General features: G+C 46.6%; 15 protein-coding genes. 3 read left to right on the top strand and 12 right to left on the bottom strand.

Features of this window, described 5'->3' with window-relative positions:
* Positions 1–30 precede the first annotated feature (30 nt).
* Positions 31–2,883, bottom strand: a complete 2,853-nt coding sequence (locus tag DWB84_RS00565) for an immunoglobulin-like domain-containing protein (protein WP_187407821.1) — start codon at positions 2,881–2,883, stop codon at positions 31–33.
* 177 nt (positions 2,884–3,060) lie between these two features.
* On the opposite strand from DWB84_RS00565, the gene DWB84_RS00560 reads away from it, so the two are divergent.
* Positions 3,061–3,312, top strand: a complete 252-nt coding sequence (locus DWB84_RS00560; RefSeq protein ID WP_187407820.1) for a hypothetical protein — start codon at positions 3,061–3,063, stop codon at positions 3,310–3,312.
* Positions 3,313–3,628: 316 nt separating this feature from the next.
* On the opposite strand, the gene cysQ is transcribed toward DWB84_RS00560, so the two are convergent.
* Together cysQ and DWB84_RS00550 are read right to left on the bottom strand one after the other, a co-directional pair.
* Positions 3,629–4,432: a 3'(2'),5'-bisphosphate nucleotidase CysQ gene (gene cysQ, locus DWB84_RS00555; RefSeq protein ID WP_370589632.1), complete on the bottom strand. Its 804-nt coding sequence runs from the start codon at positions 4,430–4,432 to the stop codon at positions 3,629–3,631.
* A 50-nt stretch (positions 4,433–4,482) separates the two neighbouring features.
* Positions 4,483–5,886: a hypothetical protein gene (locus tag DWB84_RS00550; RefSeq protein ID WP_187407818.1), complete on the bottom strand. Its 1,404-nt coding sequence runs from the start codon at positions 5,884–5,886 to the stop codon at positions 4,483–4,485.
* Between the two features lie 246 nt (positions 5,887–6,132).
* Here DWB84_RS00550 and DWB84_RS00545 point away from each other — a divergent pair, with 246 nt between their 5' ends.
* Both DWB84_RS00545 and DWB84_RS00540 read left to right on the top strand, forming a co-directional pair.
* Positions 6,133–8,184 carry an acyltransferase family protein gene (locus DWB84_RS00545; protein WP_187407817.1) on the top strand — a complete coding sequence of 684 codons (2,052 nt, stop codon included), beginning with the start codon at positions 6,133–6,135 and terminating at the stop codon, positions 8,182–8,184.
* A gap of 149 nt (positions 8,185–8,333) precedes the next feature.
* Positions 8,334–9,725, top strand: coding sequence for an oligosaccharide flippase family protein (locus tag DWB84_RS00540; RefSeq protein WP_187407816.1), 1,392 nt, complete (start codon positions 8,334–8,336; stop codon positions 9,723–9,725).
* On the opposite strand, the gene DWB84_RS00535 is transcribed toward DWB84_RS00540, so the two are convergent.
* From DWB84_RS00535 to DWB84_RS00495, 9 genes are all read right to left on the bottom strand, one after another.
* A complete protein-coding gene (locus DWB84_RS00535; protein ID WP_187407815.1) occupies positions 9,704–10,903 on the bottom strand; it encodes a glycosyltransferase family 4 protein in 1,200 nt (399 codons plus the stop codon). The two genes, DWB84_RS00540 and DWB84_RS00535, sit on opposite strands and share 22 nt — an antisense overlap.
* Before the next feature lie 83 nt (positions 10,904–10,986).
* The gene (locus DWB84_RS00530; protein ID WP_187407814.1) at positions 10,987–12,057 is read right to left on the bottom strand and encodes a glycosyltransferase; all 1,071 of its coding nucleotides are present in this window, start codon (positions 12,055–12,057) and stop codon (positions 10,987–10,989) included.
* Between the two features lie 82 nt (positions 12,058–12,139).
* Positions 12,140–13,438, bottom strand: coding sequence for an NAD(P)H-dependent oxidoreductase (locus tag DWB84_RS00525; RefSeq protein WP_187407813.1), 1,299 nt, complete (start codon positions 13,436–13,438; stop codon positions 12,140–12,142).
* Between the two features lie 5 nt (positions 13,439–13,443).
* The gene (gene rfbC / locus DWB84_RS00520; protein WP_187407812.1) at positions 13,444–13,974 is read right to left on the bottom strand and encodes a dTDP-4-dehydrorhamnose 3,5-epimerase; all 531 of its coding nucleotides are present in this window, start codon (positions 13,972–13,974) and stop codon (positions 13,444–13,446) included.
* 14 nt (positions 13,975–13,988) lie between these two features.
* The gene (locus DWB84_RS00515) at positions 13,989–15,032 is read right to left on the bottom strand and encodes an NAD(P)-dependent oxidoreductase (RefSeq protein ID WP_187407811.1); all 1,044 of its coding nucleotides are present in this window, start codon (positions 15,030–15,032) and stop codon (positions 13,989–13,991) included.
* Positions 15,033–15,066: 34 nt separating this feature from the next.
* Positions 15,067–16,200 carry an NAD(P)/FAD-dependent oxidoreductase gene (locus DWB84_RS00510; protein WP_187407810.1) on the bottom strand — a complete coding sequence of 378 codons (1,134 nt, stop codon included), beginning with the start codon at positions 16,198–16,200 and terminating at the stop codon, positions 15,067–15,069.
* 51 nt (positions 16,201–16,251) lie between these two features.
* Complete coding sequence (gene rfbF / locus DWB84_RS00505) at positions 16,252–17,025, bottom strand: glucose-1-phosphate cytidylyltransferase (RefSeq protein WP_187407809.1); 774 nt, start codon at positions 17,023–17,025, stop codon at positions 16,252–16,254.
* 324 nt (positions 17,026–17,349) lie between these two features.
* Positions 17,350–17,877, bottom strand: coding sequence for a serine O-acetyltransferase (locus DWB84_RS19250; protein ID WP_304610841.1), 528 nt, complete (start codon positions 17,875–17,877; stop codon positions 17,350–17,352).
* Positions 17,877–18,839: a glycosyltransferase family 2 protein gene (locus DWB84_RS00495; RefSeq protein WP_187407807.1), complete on the bottom strand. Its 963-nt coding sequence runs from the start codon at positions 18,837–18,839 to the stop codon at positions 17,877–17,879. The genes DWB84_RS19250 and DWB84_RS00495 overlap by 1 nt, the downstream gene beginning before the upstream one ends.
* Positions 18,840–18,967 lie beyond the last annotated feature (128 nt).

The following is an 18,967-nucleotide window of genomic DNA, read 5'->3' as shown; positions in this document are numbered from 1 at the left end:
GCCCCCAATTAACCAACTTGAGTCGTCAGATTATCGACCGAAGCCAGCTCGGATATATTTGTTGATGGATTCTGCTGTATATCTCGTATCCCAGGTTCCTACTGGACGATTCAATACAACATTCATGAAGGCGTCAAAGCTCTTTTCACCACCCAACGTCTGATTGTAGCTGGCCAAAGTTCTAGTAGGATCGGGATATCCTTTATCCTTGCCTTCACTATCAGATCCCCATGCATATGAAATATTATTTGACGATTTCACTGCAGGATCATCCAGTTTATTTAAGCCTCGTTTAACCAAGCCGCTATATTTGGATCTCCACTGAGTATCATCTGGGCTGAGCTGGCTAGCGATATTCCCATGAGCTTGCCAATCCGCTTTGCCATATATCCCAAAGTCGACCCCTACAAGAGCGGCGGTACACAGGTTGGCTCCGTTACAAGCGTCGATGCCTTTTACCATGGAGTGCCCTTCCGATACCACGTTGTTAATCGCGTGCGCCACAACTCCTGTAACCAATGGCGTTTTATCGTAACCAATCAACAGACCAAGTGCATTCCTGGCAAAAAAGTTATTCTCTGCAATTCCACCTGATCGCAACTGGGCTCCATGGCTGGACCCGCGAGTAATAATGTTATTGCGCAGACGGAGACTTTTACCTTCTGTACTGGCTTGAATATAAATGTTGTGGTTAAACATGTTCGCACCAGCGCCTTTAGTCTTAGGATTCCATCCTCCTTGGTCGATAACATTCTCTTCAATAATCAAACCAATAACACCGTCCGCATAGATATTTGATGGTCTCTTGTCACGATTGTAGGATGACTGATTTACATAAGCTCCAGTCCAAATATTTCTTCGGAAGGTAATATTGGTCGGCTTACCACTATCCCATTGCTGGATAATAACTTCTGTATAAGAAAATTTATTGTCCTCGAACAGAAGGTTTTCGTTGCCACCCAAAAGGGTAATATCTGCGCCGCCGCCGCCGGTAAATTCTTTATGTGCTGGATCTCTTGTATAAGAAGAGAAATCCAAACCGATGAAACTGAAGTTTGACATCTTGCCTTTGAACACGTGCAATGCTGCGCTTGAATTTTCCAGTTTTGGTCGAGCACCAGACGTGCCGTAATAGGTGATAACAGCTGGCTCTTTGGCACTTCGACCAGAATGCAGGTTGACGAACCGCTCACCTCTCCACACATCACCTCTCTTCAAGTAGAGATGATCTGGATATCCATTGCGCATTTTCTCCAATCCCGCAGTAATTGTCTTACAGGGAGCCGCTTCGCTCAGACAGTTATTGGTATCTTTTCCTGTAGAGCTACTGACATATATCAACTTCGAGTCTGCAGAAGGCTTAATCACGGTAAAGCCTGAAGAGCTCGAACCAGAAGAACCCCCGCTCGAAGCAGCTACAACGTTAATTGAAACTGTAGCGCTGGAAGTTTTGCCATCCTGCGTAATTTGATATGTAAACGAGTCCGCTCCTGAATATCCGGAATCAGGTGTATAGGTGAAATATCCTGCATCAAACATGGAGACGCTGCCATGAGAAGGATTTTTTGTAACAGCGAACTTCGCTCCTGCTGCAAAGGTGTCATTAGCGCTTACCGGAGTTGCCTCACCTGGCTGGTCTGAATTGCCAGCAAAATAGGTGTAGCTATCGTTTTTAGCTTCTGGTGCAGAAGCCGGCACTTGAGGAACTTGACCTTTGTTGACAACACTGAAGTTTAACATCAGCGGAATACCCGCCTCACCGCCGGTATCCGGCTTTTCATATGGCGTCACAATCAGCGTATACTCACCCTCAGGCAATTCATTTTTATTGAGGCTGAAATGCTTCGTTTCGTTTTGCAGTGCAAAAGCCGCTGTGTTCTCATATCGGTTAATTTCGATTGGACCAGTCAGGTCAAAATGCACACTGCCTGTTTTAGCTACATCTTCACTGATTGCAATAAAGTTAACGAGTGATGCTGACATCTTGCCGAAATCAAGCTCAGTACCTTCCGCCAAACGCGTAATAGGGCTGTATTGCCCGCCTTCCGCGACAGAAACCAACTCCACGGCCGCAATTTTGGGAACATTTGTCACGATCTTTTTATCGGTAACTTTAAAAGAAACAGTTTTCACCGCGCCTTTTGTACCCGCCATATCAGGCAATGAATAAGGTGTCACAGATAAGGTGTAATCACCTTCTGGAAATTGACCTTTGGAGACACTCAAATTCACTGTGTCTACCACCATGGTATAGATGGCATTGTTTTCCCAGCGATCGACGCTGATCGGACCAGAAAGTTTGAAGTGGACACTTCCTGTTTTGCTCACGTCAGCAGAATCAGCAACCACGTTGAGCAAATCCACAGATGTCTGAGACAGATCAATGACAGAGCCATTTTGGATAGTGGTCACATCAACGATCTCGCGCGCACTTGTGAAACCAACCAATCTCAAATCGGTGATCGGCGGCGGCAATACCGCTGTTGGATCTTCAGAAGGCTCTTCTGGATCAACAGCCGCTGGAGCGACGATTACAATGCGTTTGACTGGAGTGGCAGCCAAGTTTCCAGAATCCTTCACCTGATAGGTAATTTCATACTGGCCTGGAACGCTGGTGTTGAGCTTTGAACTATCAACAGAAACCGCACTGGTCAGATCACCATCTTCAGCATCTGTTGCAACTACTCCCGGCTCCGAATAGGCGGTATTTACCGGAATTGTAATAGTGGACTCCCCGACAAGAGTGATAACCGGAGGGGTATTAGTTGGTGATGGATTTCCATTACCCGGGTTATTGGGATCTTGAACGTCTACCTGACAACCCGTGAGAAAAACGGACGCCGACAAAAATAGCGCCGAGCAAAATTGCAAATGTTTTGCCATGAAAAACTCCGAACATCTAGAGTGTATTACTCAGAAAGCGATAGCTGATACTGCCGGCTACCCCGTGCCGGCTAAACCGAATAATTCCAGAAGTGTTTTCGGTGAGATACCAACTGCGTGTTTATTGCGGGGCTTGGCCCTCGCGCCGAGTTCAGTTTGGATACTCTGAGTTTTCCCGTGTTGATTCCTATGCCACATCTTGAAAAAAATGTTTTATCGCAAAAAAATCTTTTTAAAAATCAGGAGTTAGCTCAAAGTAAGGCTCGTGAATACCCGCGACATAGCAAATCCAAAACAAATCAGAAATGCCTGATGGCGCTTTTTACAGATTTGTTTTTCGCGGACAGCTTTGGAATAACACAAGGTTGCCCCAAGATCGCAAGTATTCTTATCGTCAGCTATTTTGAGTACCTTGATGCCCCAAATTAAGAGGGGCCTGGACATACGCGGCGAATCTTTTTGGATGATCATTCGCCCTGAGGGCTTGTCAGCGTATGAAAAGGTGGTCGAATTGTGACCGCACAAACAAAGTCTTGTCAATGCCGGATGTGCAATCTATTTCACAAAGCAATTTTATTGACCAATATTTTCCCCGTTAATCAACTGCTACAAAATTGTGCAAATGAGTTTGCTGCAGAAAAAAACAGTTTATAAACAATTGGCAATCAAGATGGACACGCAATTAATTCGAGACAACAGGCAAGGCATAAAAATATAATTTTTATACCTTTTCAGGCACTGAAAACTATTTTTTCTGGCCGAAATCTGAGCAAAAAACGCTACGAACCAAAGCATAAGAAGATTCTGAACACACAACAAAAGATGTATTTAGAAGAGATTCTTTTTGGTTGTAGGACAAAGGATTCAATGTCCTCCAATCCAATACATGGCCGCCGGCGGCCTCCACCACTGCCTGTGCAGCAGCCGTGTCCCATTCACTTGTTGGCCCAATACGCGGATATAAATCGACACTACCGTCCGCCACCATACACATTTTTAGTGAGCTGCCAATAAAAACCATTTCATATTCTGGCAGTCGCGCAAGAAAATCAGAAAAATCTGGCGAGAATTTGTGCGAATGGCTCGCTGCGATTCGCAATATTTTATTGCTTGAACGAGATAAGGAATTGATCTGCTGAGATTGTCCGCGCGCACCTCGCCGACAAAACGCCCCAAAATTGCGCGTCCCCCAAAAAATTAAATCCTGTACTGGCGCATATACCACTCCAAGGACAGGATTTCCATCCTGCACGAGAGCAATGTTTACCGTGAATTCTCCATTGCGTCTGATGAATTCGCGGGTTCCATCCAGAGGATCAATCAACCAATACTCAAACCATTGTCGACGAATTGACCATTCCGGCATCTCAGACTCTTCAGACAACACAGGTACCGTGCCCAATGCCCTCAATCCCGACTCTATAACTTTATGGCTTATATAGTCGGCGCGCGTTACTGGCGACTTATCCTCTTTGAGTTGCACATCCCATTCTGCACCGTGATACACCTCCAAAACAGCACGTCCCGCTTCGATAGCGATATTCAACACCTCGTCAACTAAGTGTTGATGCTGGGTCGTGGGAAATACAAATTTCGTGGTCATGCGGGACGCAAACCTTCGGTAATCGGTCGGGACCTGCTCTCAGCTAACTGTTTTGCTCTGCCAAGAACGGCACCCGCGATCAAATAACTCAGGTGACATAAAGAAGCGTTAGGGATCTGGTCAATCATATAAATCATTAAGATGAAGACCAAACCTAAAGTGTAAGTGGAAAAATCTTTTTCAGTTTTGTCATTCAAAGTTCGCTTCAGCGCGAACACAGGATACGCAAGCAGTCCCATAGAACCTATATAACCCAACCAACCAAAAATTCCATATGCGAGTATCCATGCGCCATCTGTCACACTGAGGTCTTTTCCTGTCAATGGATCATATATACGGTTGCGCCCCCATGTTCCCCAACCAAACCACGGGCGCTCATTGCCTTTCTCCAAAAGGTGGTCTTCATGATTAAATCGAAATTGCAACGATGCCGCTCTGTCAGGATTGAGATCCATAAAAAATTCCGTTATTTCGGACAACGGAAGAAGACTGCGGACTGCGGGATAGAACAAGAAAATCAGCCCAACTACGGACGCAACTGTCAATCGCATGCGTATACTGAGGAAAAGTGTCAACGCTAAAAATGCTAAAAAATAAATCACTGCACTGTAGGTTTTACATAGAATTAATACGGCTATGAAGTACAAGACAACAAACGCTCCTTTTCCCTTCATAACCTCATGACGATTACGCCATAAAATAAAAGCTGATATCGTCATCAGACAGCCATATAAAGCGACAAGGAGACCATGTCCAAGGAATGCAACCGGTCGAAATCCTCCCGCTCGTATTTGTTGTATCCAGTCATGGGGGAAATAGCCATAAACAATTCGGTGCAATTGCGGACTCATCCGCACTTCATACACCATAATCAACGAATACACCAACCCAAGAATAAAAATCATCTTAATAAATTCTTCATGGGCCCTATTTGTATTTAAAAGGGAAAAACCAATAATAAATGGCACATAGACCTTGATATAGACGCCCGCAAAAATCGACAAAGCTTCTGAAAATTTCAACCCCGGAAGAACTCTGGTTCCGAAAACCAATGGATCATTGTTTGCGAAAACCGTCATGAATGGGGACAACAGAAATGCTAGACAAAACACTAAACTCCAGCGGAACTTGGGCAGGTAATCGAGCTTGATTTTGTTCATATAAATTAGAGCAAGCGCGACAAAAACCGGCACAGCCTCCTTGTCCAACGGAGGAAATAAGGGGAGCTTTATGGGGGTCATCCCACCATGAGGAACAGGCAAGAATAGATAGGGCACCAGGAAAAGCAGAATTATGGACCTGTCCAGACTGTAGCGTTTAAAGATTTTGTATGCCACCAATGGCCACAGGATAAAAAGCGCTATGTAATAAAAGCCATTTGGAGGCGGCATTATCGGCATCAGCAATAACCCAATCTAATAAGTTGATCAAAATATAATCTGTCCTGGCACCACATCCACTTCTGCACCAACCTTCACCAAGTTAATATGGATGAGAGGGCACCCCATTGGAACGCCTGGACAAAATCCCGCGACCTCGTATTATAAGCAGCAACCGGGAGTCCACTCATCAGGATCCATTCTCCACTGAGGACCTGGGCGCGCTCTGTCTCCTAGCGATACGAACCGCACGAGAAGGAAATCTTTATGTTCTACCGCCCCGAGATCGATGGTTTAAGATCCGTAGCCGTGCTGCCCGTTGTCTTTTATCACGCGGGCTTTACCCTGGTAAGCGGTGGCTTCGTTGGGGTTGATATTTTTTTCGTCATAAGCGGATATCTCATCACCTTTTTGCTCCTGCGCGAACTGGAACAATCGCAGACCATCTCAATTAGCAAATTCTACGAACGTCGCATCCGCAGAATCATTCCGGCACTCATAGCGGTATCTGTCGTCTCATCCGTAGCGGCTTTTAATTGGCTCCCACCTCAAACATTGGATCACTTTGGGGCAGCTCTTGCAGCGACATTTCTATTCGTTTCCAACATCTATTTTTGGAGAAACACCGGATATTTTGACTCGGCCGCAGAACTCAATCCTCTTTTGCATACCTGGAGCCTTTCTGTTGAAGAGCAGTTTTATATATTTTTTCCGCTCCTACTGTTGTTTCTGTTTCGTTTTCGCAAAAACAGACTGGTCCTCTTCCTTATTTTATTCGCCGCAGCCAGCCTTACTCTGGCTCAGCATTTGGTGAGGAGCAATCAAGGCGCCGCCTTCTATTTGATTACCTCTCGCGCATGGGAGCTTTTAATTGGATCCTTGTGTGCAATTTATTTGACTTACTACACACAAGCCCTCCCCAAGAACCCTATTGTTCGGGAAGGCCTTTCCGTAATTGGCCTGCTTTTTTTGCTAAGCTCCATATTTTTCCTTGATCACAAAGTTCCCTTTCCTGGTTTGGCTGCGGTCCCTGTTGTTCTTGGAACAGCCTTTATCATTTGCTTTTCGCAACACACGATCACAGGCAAGCTTCTGTCTGCCAAACCATTGGTTGCCATAGGCTTAATTAGTTATAGCCTGTATCTCTGGCATCAGCCCATATTTGCCTTCGCACGCCTGAGATGCCAGTGCGAACCGGACTTTACTTTTTACATCCTTCTGATCCTGTTGAGCTTCGCTCTCGCCTATCTCAGCTGGAAATTTATTGAAGTACCATTCCGCCACAAAAAGAAACTGCCTTCAACCAAGGTTTACTTGTATTGTGGCTCTGCTGCCATACTACTACTGGTGTTTGCCATAGCGGCGAAATTCAGTCACGGAATGAAATTCCGTTTCAGTGAAGAAGTTTTAGCAGCTATTGAAATAGAACGCGATTCGGACAAGGCAATCTGCCCACACAAAAACACTTTGGCAAACGCTCCTGGCGTTGAACTCTGTGAATTCGGTGCGCCGAATGCAAATGAAATAGTCGCTCTGATCGGCGATTCTCATGCTGGAATGCTGCTTTATCCATTGAACCAACAGCTCATCCAAAGTCACAAAAAGGGTGTGTATATTATCAACTGGAATTGCCATGTTATTCCGGGGTTTATAGGAAATGCTGGCCACGCATCCAAGTTGAGCGACTGTGACAGCTCTCAAAAAGTCGTCTTGAATTATTTGGAAGCCAATCAGGCAACCACAATTCTGATTGCAAGATGGAGTTTCAGTATTGCACCTATCGATGGCTATCTTGATAGCGTTTTCTTCGATAACCAACGCGGTGGAATCGAAAAGGCAAACGCGCCCCGCGAAAATTACGTTCTGGTCAATGGCGTACGCTCTAATACTCCTGAAGCGGCTGCAACGATTATTGAAAAACACATCAAATCCCTTGCCCAAGCGTCCAAGCGGCTTGTTTTGGTAAAACCTGTTCCAGAAGTCGGATGGGATGTGCCCACCTACAATTTCATGCACTATTTACAACACGGTTCAATACCGAACGAAATCAACACAGACTATCCCATCTATTTAAAGCGAAATCGCTTTATCCTCGAACTCATGGAGCGCATCCAAGGAGATAATATTGCTTTAGTTAATCCTGCGGATTTTCTGTGCGATACATTACTTAATATCTGTCGAGCTCAAACCGATGGCAGCCCCCTTTATTATGATGACGACCATCTAAATCGACGGGGTTCCGCAATTCTTGTCGATAAGATATTAAGGTTATTCAATGATCAACCTGTGCAAAAAGTCACGTTAGACCACCAAAGTTAGTAACCACCACAAAAATCTATTGGCTAGCCCTAAAAAATTCTCGCCTCGTTCATCAGAACGCAATACACTACGCTCCAATGAATTCTCTTCGAGAGAAGCACGTAAACGGCGCTCACCGACAACTTAGTCACAGAGATTTAGTGTTATAGATGCTAACCATATTGAAGCGCCTGCGCCAGGGTTCGGAGTTGAAACGCAGGATCTATTCAGGGAGTTTTTGGATCGCCGCGGGCTTTGGCAGTCAAAAGGCACTTCAACTGGTCAGCAACCTGATTTTGACCCGGCTTCTTTTCCCGGAAGCCTTTGGCCTGATGGCTTTGGTCAATGTCTTTGTTATCGCCTCCACCATGTTCAGCGACCTCGGGATTAGACCCGCGATCATTCAAGCCAAAAACGCCACCAATCCCGACTTTCTTAATACCGCCTGGACAATGCAAATCATTCGCGGGTTTGTGCTATGGATTGCACTGTGTTTGCTTGCGTATCCCGCATCGCGGTTCTACGGCGAAGATCTACTTTTCCCCTTACTCTGTTTTTGTGGCTTCAGCGCGGTTATAAGCGGATTCCGCGCAGTTGACTTCGTTCTCGCAGAGCGGGAATTGAAAGTGAAGCAGATCATGATCATGCAATTAATAGGGCAAGTGGTCTGCATCATCTCAATGATTGTACTCGCATTAATTCTGGAGTCCGTATGGGCTTTAGCAATTGGCAGCTGGGTCGGCTGCGCGATGGAGTTGCTACTTGGACATGTATTGCTGAAGGATCACAAGCATCGTTTGTGTTGGGACCCGGCTTTCGCCAAACAGATATTTCACTTCGGCAAATGGGTCTTCTGGAGCACTATATTTACCTTCTTCAGCGGCCAGGGAGTAAGGCTGATCGAGGGGCATTTTGTGTCTACGACGATCTTGGCAATGATCGCCATTGCCGGGACTATTGCATGGATTTTTGGAGAATTGGTAGAACGTTTTATGAGTAGCGTTTTGTTTCCTACTCTATCTCGCGTTCATCGGGAGGACCCTAATAAACTCCAATTCATGCTGATTCGACTGCGCACCATTCTCATGGCTGTCACAATCCCTATGTTCGGGATTGTATCGCTTTTATCGGTCTTCATTATTGAGATTCTCTACGATGACCGCTACGCCTTCGCAGGACAGGTGCTCACAATCCTGGCGATCAACGGCGCAATCCGCACCTTGCCGCAAATCTATCAAAACGCGCTGCTTGCCCAGGGAAAAACCCGCATCCACTTTTTTACAGTCTGCACGCTGGCAACGTGCAACATTTTGGGATTAATTATTGGCTATCACGTTGCTGGCATATTTGGGATGCTGATCGGCTCTGGACTTGGCTATTTGACTGGCTATGCCATCACCTTAGCGTTTATCGCCAATTCCGGTTGGATATCAATAAAATGGGAATTGCTGTTTTTGCTATTGATCGCGGGATTCGCAGCTGCCAGCTTTAGCTTGAATTTAGACCAATCCTCACTAGCCTCTTCGGCCACCGCGTCACTTCACTCGGCCAGGTTATACTGACCGGAATCCAACCGACTGGAGGACACCTGACTTTGTGCATCTTGCGTGCCTAACACGATGTTTTCCAGGAGTTTTCCCCATTTCATGGAGATCTGCAAACTCCGCCAGGTTGCCATGGCATTTTCTGAGAGATGCGCATAAAGCGCAGGATCGCCCAGCAGTTCCATTACACTCTGCGCCAACGAAATCGCCGAACCAGACTGAAACACCATCGCGTTAGCCCGATTTTTCAACACTCGAGCGAATATTGGATGATCGGAAACAATCAGTGGCGAACGCGAGCACAAAGCCTCATTAATGGTTTTGGGGAAGCCTTCAGGATAAGATTTGCGACTGGGTACAATTACAACATCGGCACCGGCCATACGGGAAATGACTTCTGTATTGGGTAACAATCCACAAAAGTTAACTGCATCCGCCACACCGTATCGCTGCGCAAACTCCCTACACTCCTCTACATTGCCTTTGCCACAAATATCCAATGCCACCTCTTGACCCAATTTGCGTAAATGGGCAACGGCTTCGATACAATCAGTTACGCCTTTGTCTTCTGATATAGCGCCGACATACAGCAATCTAGGGTTGCCAATGATTTGCAACCTCTTCGGCGGAAAACGAGACGGATCAACCGAAACAGGCCAGTCCCACGGAACAATTTTAGCGGCGTTAATACCTATTTTTTTCAAGGACAGGCATGCGCCGACGCCGTGATTTCCTATCCATCGAACGTTGGAATGGTTGCATTCCCAAGCAAGCTGCAAGTAGCGGATTCGATCCCCCAGAGATGAACCGTTAAATGAATCTGCCAGAATGAGTGATGCAGGGATTTTTTTCTTACGCAACCAGCGCAAGATAGCGGTTGCCGGCGTGCGGAGAACCACATAATCCGGCTGGTAATTTTCGAGAGTTGCAATTGTTTTTTCGATGGTAACTGGATATCCATCAGCTTCCGTCGCGCCTACGCCAATGGCACGAACACCGGGCTCAAGAATTTCTGAGTAGGCGCCCTCAGAATGACAACAAAGTGTCGTCACCTCCCCTACATATTCTTTCAGGCGGACAACCGCTTCGATTGAATATCGCTGATTAGCGTAAAACTCCGGCGCTCCAGAGCGAATCTTCTGGTAAGCCTCCTTGAAGTCGCCACCGTATTGCACGATTAAGAGTTTTTTAATCATATTGTCGTTTTCAATTTATCGAGGCGCCAATAGCGGGCGCAATGCAATAGTGATGCCAAATCAATTCAGGAGAATGATTAAGATTAGCCGGGCACAGGCCTATACCCATTATCACGGCGATAACAATGATGCTTTTCGTTTTGTTTATGCTTTATAGCTCGCAAGAAAAAACGAACAGGACGACCGATCTTTCTATCCATCCATCCCGCCTGCCTCCATCTTTCGTACCCCTGCGTTACCGGGCCATTCAAAAATTGGTACCACGCTTGAGCCACAACATCAGCAGAGCACTCCTTGGCTCGCTGCAGTCCATTTTCCACCATCTGTTGATAGAGTGATGGATTCTCCTTCAAACGCTTCAACTCCCGTAACGCATCTTCGGCTGTGATAACCTCGATATAATCCAATTCCGATTTACGCAGCGCTTGATATGCCGGTTCAGGTCCTAGTATCGCAGGCACCCCTGCCATCCAAGAGTTAACCAGCTTGACGGCCGGTTTTAAGCCAAAATCATATTCAGTGAGATTGCGAACAGCTAAGACCACATCACTTTGTGAATAATCGGCCCAGGACAGAAATTGATTGCGAGGATCTACCTGTTCGACAGCCGCATTACTATCGAATAAAAACTGCATTCCAATTTCGCGCAAACTAGCTAAAAATTCCGGCGTTTTGAAGGGTCCTGCCAAGTTACGCGGATGCCCTTTGAAATCCAAATTCTCCACTCGACTACCTCGCGTTCTATCCCGCGGAATCAAAATGGGTTGCGGCCAATGCGGTAAAAAGTGATCGTCCGAATCGACTATTGCCAATGGATTCATCACTGAACGTATTTCACATATTGCTGGGCGTGCCGAGTCGGTACGACAGGCAACAACGTAACTATTAAACGGCAGATCCCGTACCATCAAAAAATTATGCGGCACAACACAAATCGCATCAGGTACATAATGATCCGTCAAATAAATATCCAGACCTCGTTGCTTCAACAGGACATAACTCTGCACTGACCATACGTCAGCGCCAGACATGCATCGCTTAAATGCCTCTTCACTATTCGCAACAAGCCCACCATTGTCGATGAGATCTTTAAACCTATGTAGCTCCTTGCTAACAAAATAAACTGGATAACGTAATGCAGGTAAGGTCAGCATATAAACTAAATCCAATGTTCGGTTACAACGCTATCTCACCCGGTAAATTCCATCCCCGAGAGAGATCGCGTTTCCTTCCAATTTAATCCGCAAAAAAAAGTGCGTTTTGCTCCGCGCGCAGTTGATCGCACAACCTGCCCGGAGGCAATTCCACATCGTCGTACGTCAGAACCTGATCTTTTGGAACGTCGCGTTTTAATATACACCCTTCCGCCAACCCCATTGGCAATAGCCGGTCGCGAAACACCACATCTGCGTTTTCCGCCTGACCGTAGGTCATGTACCAGCCGATTCCGTCGATAGTATCCCCAGCCTTCAAATCTGTCTTAGCGGTGGCCACCACATCCACCATTGGTTTACCGATTGGAGCTACCGCAGCATCGTGGAACAGCACAGCACGCGCAACCGTATTGCCAACCTCAAAATGACATAAGTGGTAAGGGTTATAAAAACAATACAGTGGGCCCGGGCCTACTTTATAGAGATTCAGGTAATGCTGCTGTCGAGGATTATCATGCATACCCAGAACAAAAACACCGCCGTTGGGTACTGCGCCCACCACATAATCCACAATGCCCGGCCCATTTTCCAAATGTTCGAGCGGGTAAAGCTCAACTGTTTTTTCAATAGGAGTACCAGCCGGTACCGTAGGTCCCAACATGCCGCGTTTTGCAACAGTCATTCCTGTGGCATTGGCAACAATCGCCTGTTCAAAAGAAATTTTTGACCCGTCGGCAAAGGAGGCCACCATATGAGGTTTTTGCCCCCATTTTTTCGCGAATTCCTGCTGCGTGGTGGGGTTTCGATAAGGATCTTGCAATCCTTTGATATTGCCGCACAAAACGGGTTTGACACCCAACCCTTTAACAAAACGGTAAAGGTTGACTATGACACCGGGCTGATCACCGTCGACGTTCGTAAACACGACACCCGCTTTATCCGCCTTGGTTTTCAAAAGTGGGCCCAGCGTGCTGTCCAACTCTGCATTCATCAGCAATATATGTTTTTTATTTTCTATTGCTTTTAACGCAACTTCTGCGCCGAACTCAATCGCACCTGTAACCTCAAGCACTACGTCAATACCGTCGGCCTCGCAAAGCGCCAGCGCATTCTGCGTAACGGCTTTGCGACCGCTCATGATTGCGTCTTCCAATTGGGCGGCTGTCTCGACCAAAGCAACGTCATCGACGCCCGCTTCAGAATAGGCGCGACGGGCCCCATCAATATTGCGATTGGATATACAAACCAAATCAATTCCAGGAGTGCTTTGAATAATATTCAGAGCTACACCACGCCCCATAAATCCAGCTCCGATCATGGCCAGACGAATGGGTTTGTTTTCTGCCGCTAATTTGGCAAGTGCGGTATCAACGATAATCATGTGGGTTATCCTTCATAATCAGGCCAAGCAGCGTCTTTTGCAGAAATGCAGGTTGGCTCAAGCGGCCATTCGATTTGGAATTGTGGATCATTCCAACGGATACCACCTTCAGAGCCGGGTTGGTAACTCTGCGATACAAGATAAAACACCTCTGTATCATCCTGGAGGGTAATAAATCCGTGAGCAAAATCTTTCGGGACAAATAATGCGGTTCGGTTATCTGCCGTAAGCTCCACACCAATCCATTGTTTATAGGTGGGCGAATCTTTGCGCAGATCTATAATCACGTCATAAATTGCACCGCGAACGCAGCGAATAAATTTGGTTTCTTGATAGGGGCTATATTGAAAGTGCATCCCTCGCAAAGTACCCTTGGATCTATTCCAGGACATATTTCCTTGCACAACATCTGACACCAAGCCGTGTTGTTCAAATTCGTTGCGACAGAAAATACGTGAAAAAAAACCTCGTTCATCCTGAAGCAAATTGAGATCCACAATATAGGCGCCGGCAAGTTTCGTCTCTTGAAATTTCATATACCCTTCCCTGATTAACGCCAATAAAGACTGTCGTTGACTCGCTGAGTCGCCATATGCCCTTTTAGTACCACCAAACGAATATATTGAGATGTGCGGAAATTGGCGTCTTTAAATTGCATTTTTTCCAATCCAGCCTTGAGCCCTTCAACGGCTTGAGTCAGTGTCACTCGCGGTTGATGATTGGGGGCAAGCTGGCGGAATTTTTCGAAACTCACTTGATATGAGCGTTTGTCCGGCACTGCATCGGGATTAATAGAGACAGTAGTTCCGGGAACAACTTGCGCAACTGCCTCTGCCAGATCTTTTACTTGATAATTCCACTCATCGCTTCCGGCATTAATGGAAAGGAATGCACCGCCATTTTCTGCCAAACGAGCAACTGCCCATTCGATGGCCAATGCCATATCGTCGATGTGAATTAAAGGGCGCCATGGCGTGCCATCGCTCAGAATGCTGATTTCGCCAGTGGCAACGGCTCCCGCGACAAAATCGTTCAATACGAGATCGAGACGAGTGCGCGCACTGAACCCACACGCAGTTGCAAATCGCAAACACGTAACCACAAAAGAATCCGATGCGAGACTTTTAACACCTTCTTCTGTTCCAATTTTGGATTTGGCGTATGCTGTGAGCGGGTTGAGACTGTCTTCTTCCTTGCGGGGACCGCCTTCCGCAAAACCATAAACGCTACAGCTGGAGGCGAATACGTAATTTCTCACACCTGCTTCTTTAGCTAGTTCTGCCAAGCGAATACTGGAGCGACAATTAATTTCGTCTGTAACAGTTTCGAAGGTTTTCCCCATGGGATCATTACTGATAGCAGCCAAGTGAACTACCGCATCAAATCCTCTTAGCATATCAATATTAATATTGCGAATATCGCCATACCATTGTTCATTCAATAAGGTATCAGGGTACACATCCACCCCTGTCAAACAGTGAGCAAAAAAACCTGTATCTAAACCGACCAATCGCCCCTTGGGAAAAGTCGCACGAAGTTGTTTGATGACAGAAGGCCCTACATATCCGAGATTTCCGGTAATCAAAATGTTCATAGTCGTCCTATAAATGCTCGTTTAAAAGGAAATATCAATTTGGAAATTCTGCCGAAAAACTATTGATTCGCTTTTCTAACTTTTGCAAAACATATTCGCCAATCGCCATGGATGCAGTAAGTCCTGGGGATTCGATTCCATACAATCCCACAAAACCCGGAACAGAATGCAGCTCTTCGCTTTGAATAATAAAATCACCCGCTGCTGTCCCTGGCCCCACAATCTTGGGGCGGATGCCCGCATAGCTGGGATGCAGAGACTCTCGTCGAATAGCGGGATAATATTCCCGAATGGCTTGGTAAAACGCGTCTCCCCGACTCGGGTCTACTGTGTAATCCACAGTATCGACCCATTCCGTGTCTGGCCCAAAACGCGCTACTCCCGCTTGATCCAATGTGAGATGCACACCCAGCCCTTCGTTATTGGGCAGAGGGTAAATCAAGCGCGAAAAAGGGGATTTTCCGGCGAGCGAAAAATAGCAACCGCGAGACAAATACAGTTTTGGGATGGAATCTGCGGGAATCCCTTTAATATGAGAACTGACCTCTTGCGCTCCCAAACCGGCGCTGTTGATCAACTCCCGACAGCTTATAAAGGAATTCTCTTCGCCACCAATTTCCAGTTCAAAACCGCCGCTGATCGCTTTTCCCTGTATCACCGGACTGGAAAGCGCCAAGATGCCTCCCTGCCGCTCAAGATCGCCCTGATAAGCCAGCATAAGCTCATGGCTATTAATGATACCTGTGGAAGGCGACAAGATAGCTTTTGTCGCGCACAATGCCGGCTCCATTTCGGTTAAACGATCCTGATCGATAAATTCAAGATCATCCACACCGTTCGCCCTTCCCTTCTCGTAAATTAGTTCAAGCGCGGTATTTTGATGATCGCCGGCCGCGACAATTAATTTTCCTACGCGCTTGTAGCTGACATTATGGCTATCGCAGTAGTTGTACAGGAGTTCGCGCCCGCGCACACATAAACGCGCTTTCAAACTGCCGCTGGGATAATAAATCCCCGCATGAATAACTTCACTATTGCGAGAACTGGTTTCCTGACCGATGAATTTGTGACGCTCCAAAACCAGCACACTGCGCCCTGAACAGGCAAGGGCTCTTGCAACCGCCAAGCCCACCACGCCAGCCCCAATGACTACACTATCGAAATCCATATGATCGCCTTTCAAATGCCCGAGAATTGAATCCGAGTCAAAATCTCGGTATCACCACTTGATCCAGGGCGCCCGACGTTTTTCGATTAATTCTTCAAGATAATGCTTGTCTCTCAGAGTATCCATCGGCTGCCAAAATCCTGTGTGTTTATATGCAGCCAATTGACCTTCGCGAGCGAGATTCTGCAGCGGTTCTTTTTCCCAGGTGGTGCTATCTCCTTCAATGTAGCTAATGGCACTCGGTTCTAAAACAAAATAACCGCCATTTACCCAAGCGCCATCGCCGGAAGGCTTTTCGTGGAAGGAATTAATTTTGGTTTCGTTCTCTCCTAAGACAATCGCACCAAAACGGCCCGCAGGCTGAACTGCGGTAAGGGTCGCTTTAACGCCTTGGCTCTTGTGGAATTTGATGAGAGCAGTGATATCAACGTCGCTGACGCCGTCACCATAGGTGAAGCAAAAGGTTTCATCACCAATATATTCTCGAACTCGACGCAGGCGACCGCCGGTCAGGGTATCCGCGCCAGTTTCAATCAGGGTGACTTTCCACGGTTCAGTGACTGCGTCGTGAACTTGGACGCTATTGGAGGTCATGTCGAACGTCACATTGGATTTTCGCACGACATAATTGCTGAAAAATTCTTTGATAACGTGGCTTTTATAGCCGCAACAAATAATAAAATCGTGAATGCCATGAGCTGAATAAATTTTCATGATATGCCATAAAATCGGCATCCCACCTATTTCAACCATAGGCTTTGGTTTAATTGTTGTTTCTTCACTAAGACGCGTTCCCAAACCCCCTGCCAAAATCACAGCTTTCATGACGTGCTCCTCATTCACATCGATTGATTAAAAATCCCCAGCGGATCCACCTGATTTTTCAACCCTTTCTCATTTTTTGCTCTAAACCACTGCCCCATCTCATCTTCCACAATCTGAAAGATCTGAGATGTCACAGGCTAAGCAATACTTAAATAGTTGAAGAGCGCCGATAGCAAGCAAGCCTCATTCCAAAAGCCAAAATTGCAAACCAGCGCCAGCAGAACAGCATCTAAACCAAGCTATTTAACATCTGGCGATAGAATATAGTCCAGTATCAAATCCAACCAAATGAAAAATAATTCGACATCGAGAGGAAGCGAAGCATTAAATAACAGATTCATATTTTATGGGTTTAGCAGGGATGCCCACCACAGTCGTATTAGCAGGCACATCGTGCAATACAACTGCATTTGCGCCTATCACTGCGTCATCACCAATTGAAACTCCACCCAGTATTTTGGCGCCGGCGCCAACATTTACCCGATTCCCAAGGCGGGGGGCATCAAATGGTTTATTTAAATGACGATTTCCCAAAGTGACACCCTGACGAATGATGCAGTCGTCACCCATCACCACATCTCCGTGAATCACAATAGCACTCTGATGCTCTATAACTATGCGCCGCCCCGCCTGCACGGAATAGGGAAATTCAATCCCATAGCGGTTGCGAATGCGACGAAACAAAAATCGGTAAATAAGACTTAAAGGTGCGCGCAGATATTTGGGCTTTATCGTCATGCGCCACACCCCAAAACGATAAACAGCAAGCGCACGAAATCCCGGCCGGGTCCAGTCGCGCCCGTTCGCCACCCAATCTTCTTTGATAAGTTCCCACAAACCTGGTTGGCTCATTACAAGCATCTCCCACGCACAAAAGACGAGTTGCGAATAAAGTCTTTGATGAAATGTGGAGGGTCGCGCAATATTTTTTTCTGTATCTTGGCTCTTATGCGCAGAGATGAATATGCCAACAACCAAAAAATATCCGCTATTAATGTGGCAGCAAAGCCAAAGTTCTTCTGAAAATATCGCTGCCGTGACTCAAACCAATAGGTTGGTCGTCGTGGCGCCTGCTTACGCGTATCTGAAATCCCTGTCGAAGCTCCCACATGATGGATTACCCGGCTCGTTGGCTCATAAACAATTTTGTAACCCGAGGCGATCACGGCACGACAAAAATCCACTTCTTCGAAGTAAAGGAAATAACGCTCGTCCATCAAGCCAACATGGCGAATAACCTCGGCCTTCATCATCATAGAGGCTCCAGCCACCCAATCGACTGACTCTCGAGTAGCACTAATGGGGCGAGGTATGGTAGAGCGGGGAAACAATCTTTCCAGAACACCAATTTTGGCGGTATTTATCAACTCACCCCAAGGGGTCGGAAAATTGAAAGCCGATACTTGCGGAGTGCCGTCGCTGTCTTCAAGACGACTGCCTGCAATACCAATCTGGGGATCACCTTCCAAACAGTCGATTAATGCCCGAGTGGCACCAGGCAGCAGACGCGTATCGGGATTCAATAACCAGATGAAATCACACCCGCTATCAAGCAGGCGGCGAAAGGCAATGTTATTACCGTATGAATAACCTCCATTTTTTTGCCCGTCCACCACGGCAATCCATGACTGCCATCCTTGTTCTGCAACAAAAGTGGATATTTTGTCCAAAGAGCCGTCGCCAGACGCATTGTCCACTACCACAACCTGCAGGCGGCCGGTGAACTCTGTTTCTTCCGCCAGGGATCGCAAGCACTCTACCACCAAATGGGGGGTTTTATAATTAACAATCGATATTCCAACAAGATAACCCATAACTTTCTCTAACCCTAAGAAGTGCGAAAAACTGGCACATTTTACGACGTAAATTTATCGCGACAATAGCCTAAGTGGTTTAACCAACATTCTCGATCTGCGCCAAATGCTACTCTGCGAAAGCTTGG

The organism is Saccharophagus sp. K07 (assembly GCF_014336955.1).
Lineage (GTDB): Bacteria > Pseudomonadota > Gammaproteobacteria > Pseudomonadales > Cellvibrionaceae > UBA5868.
The sequence above is the reverse complement of the archived record's forward strand: the minus strand, read 5'-3'. Positions and strand labels throughout refer to the sequence as shown.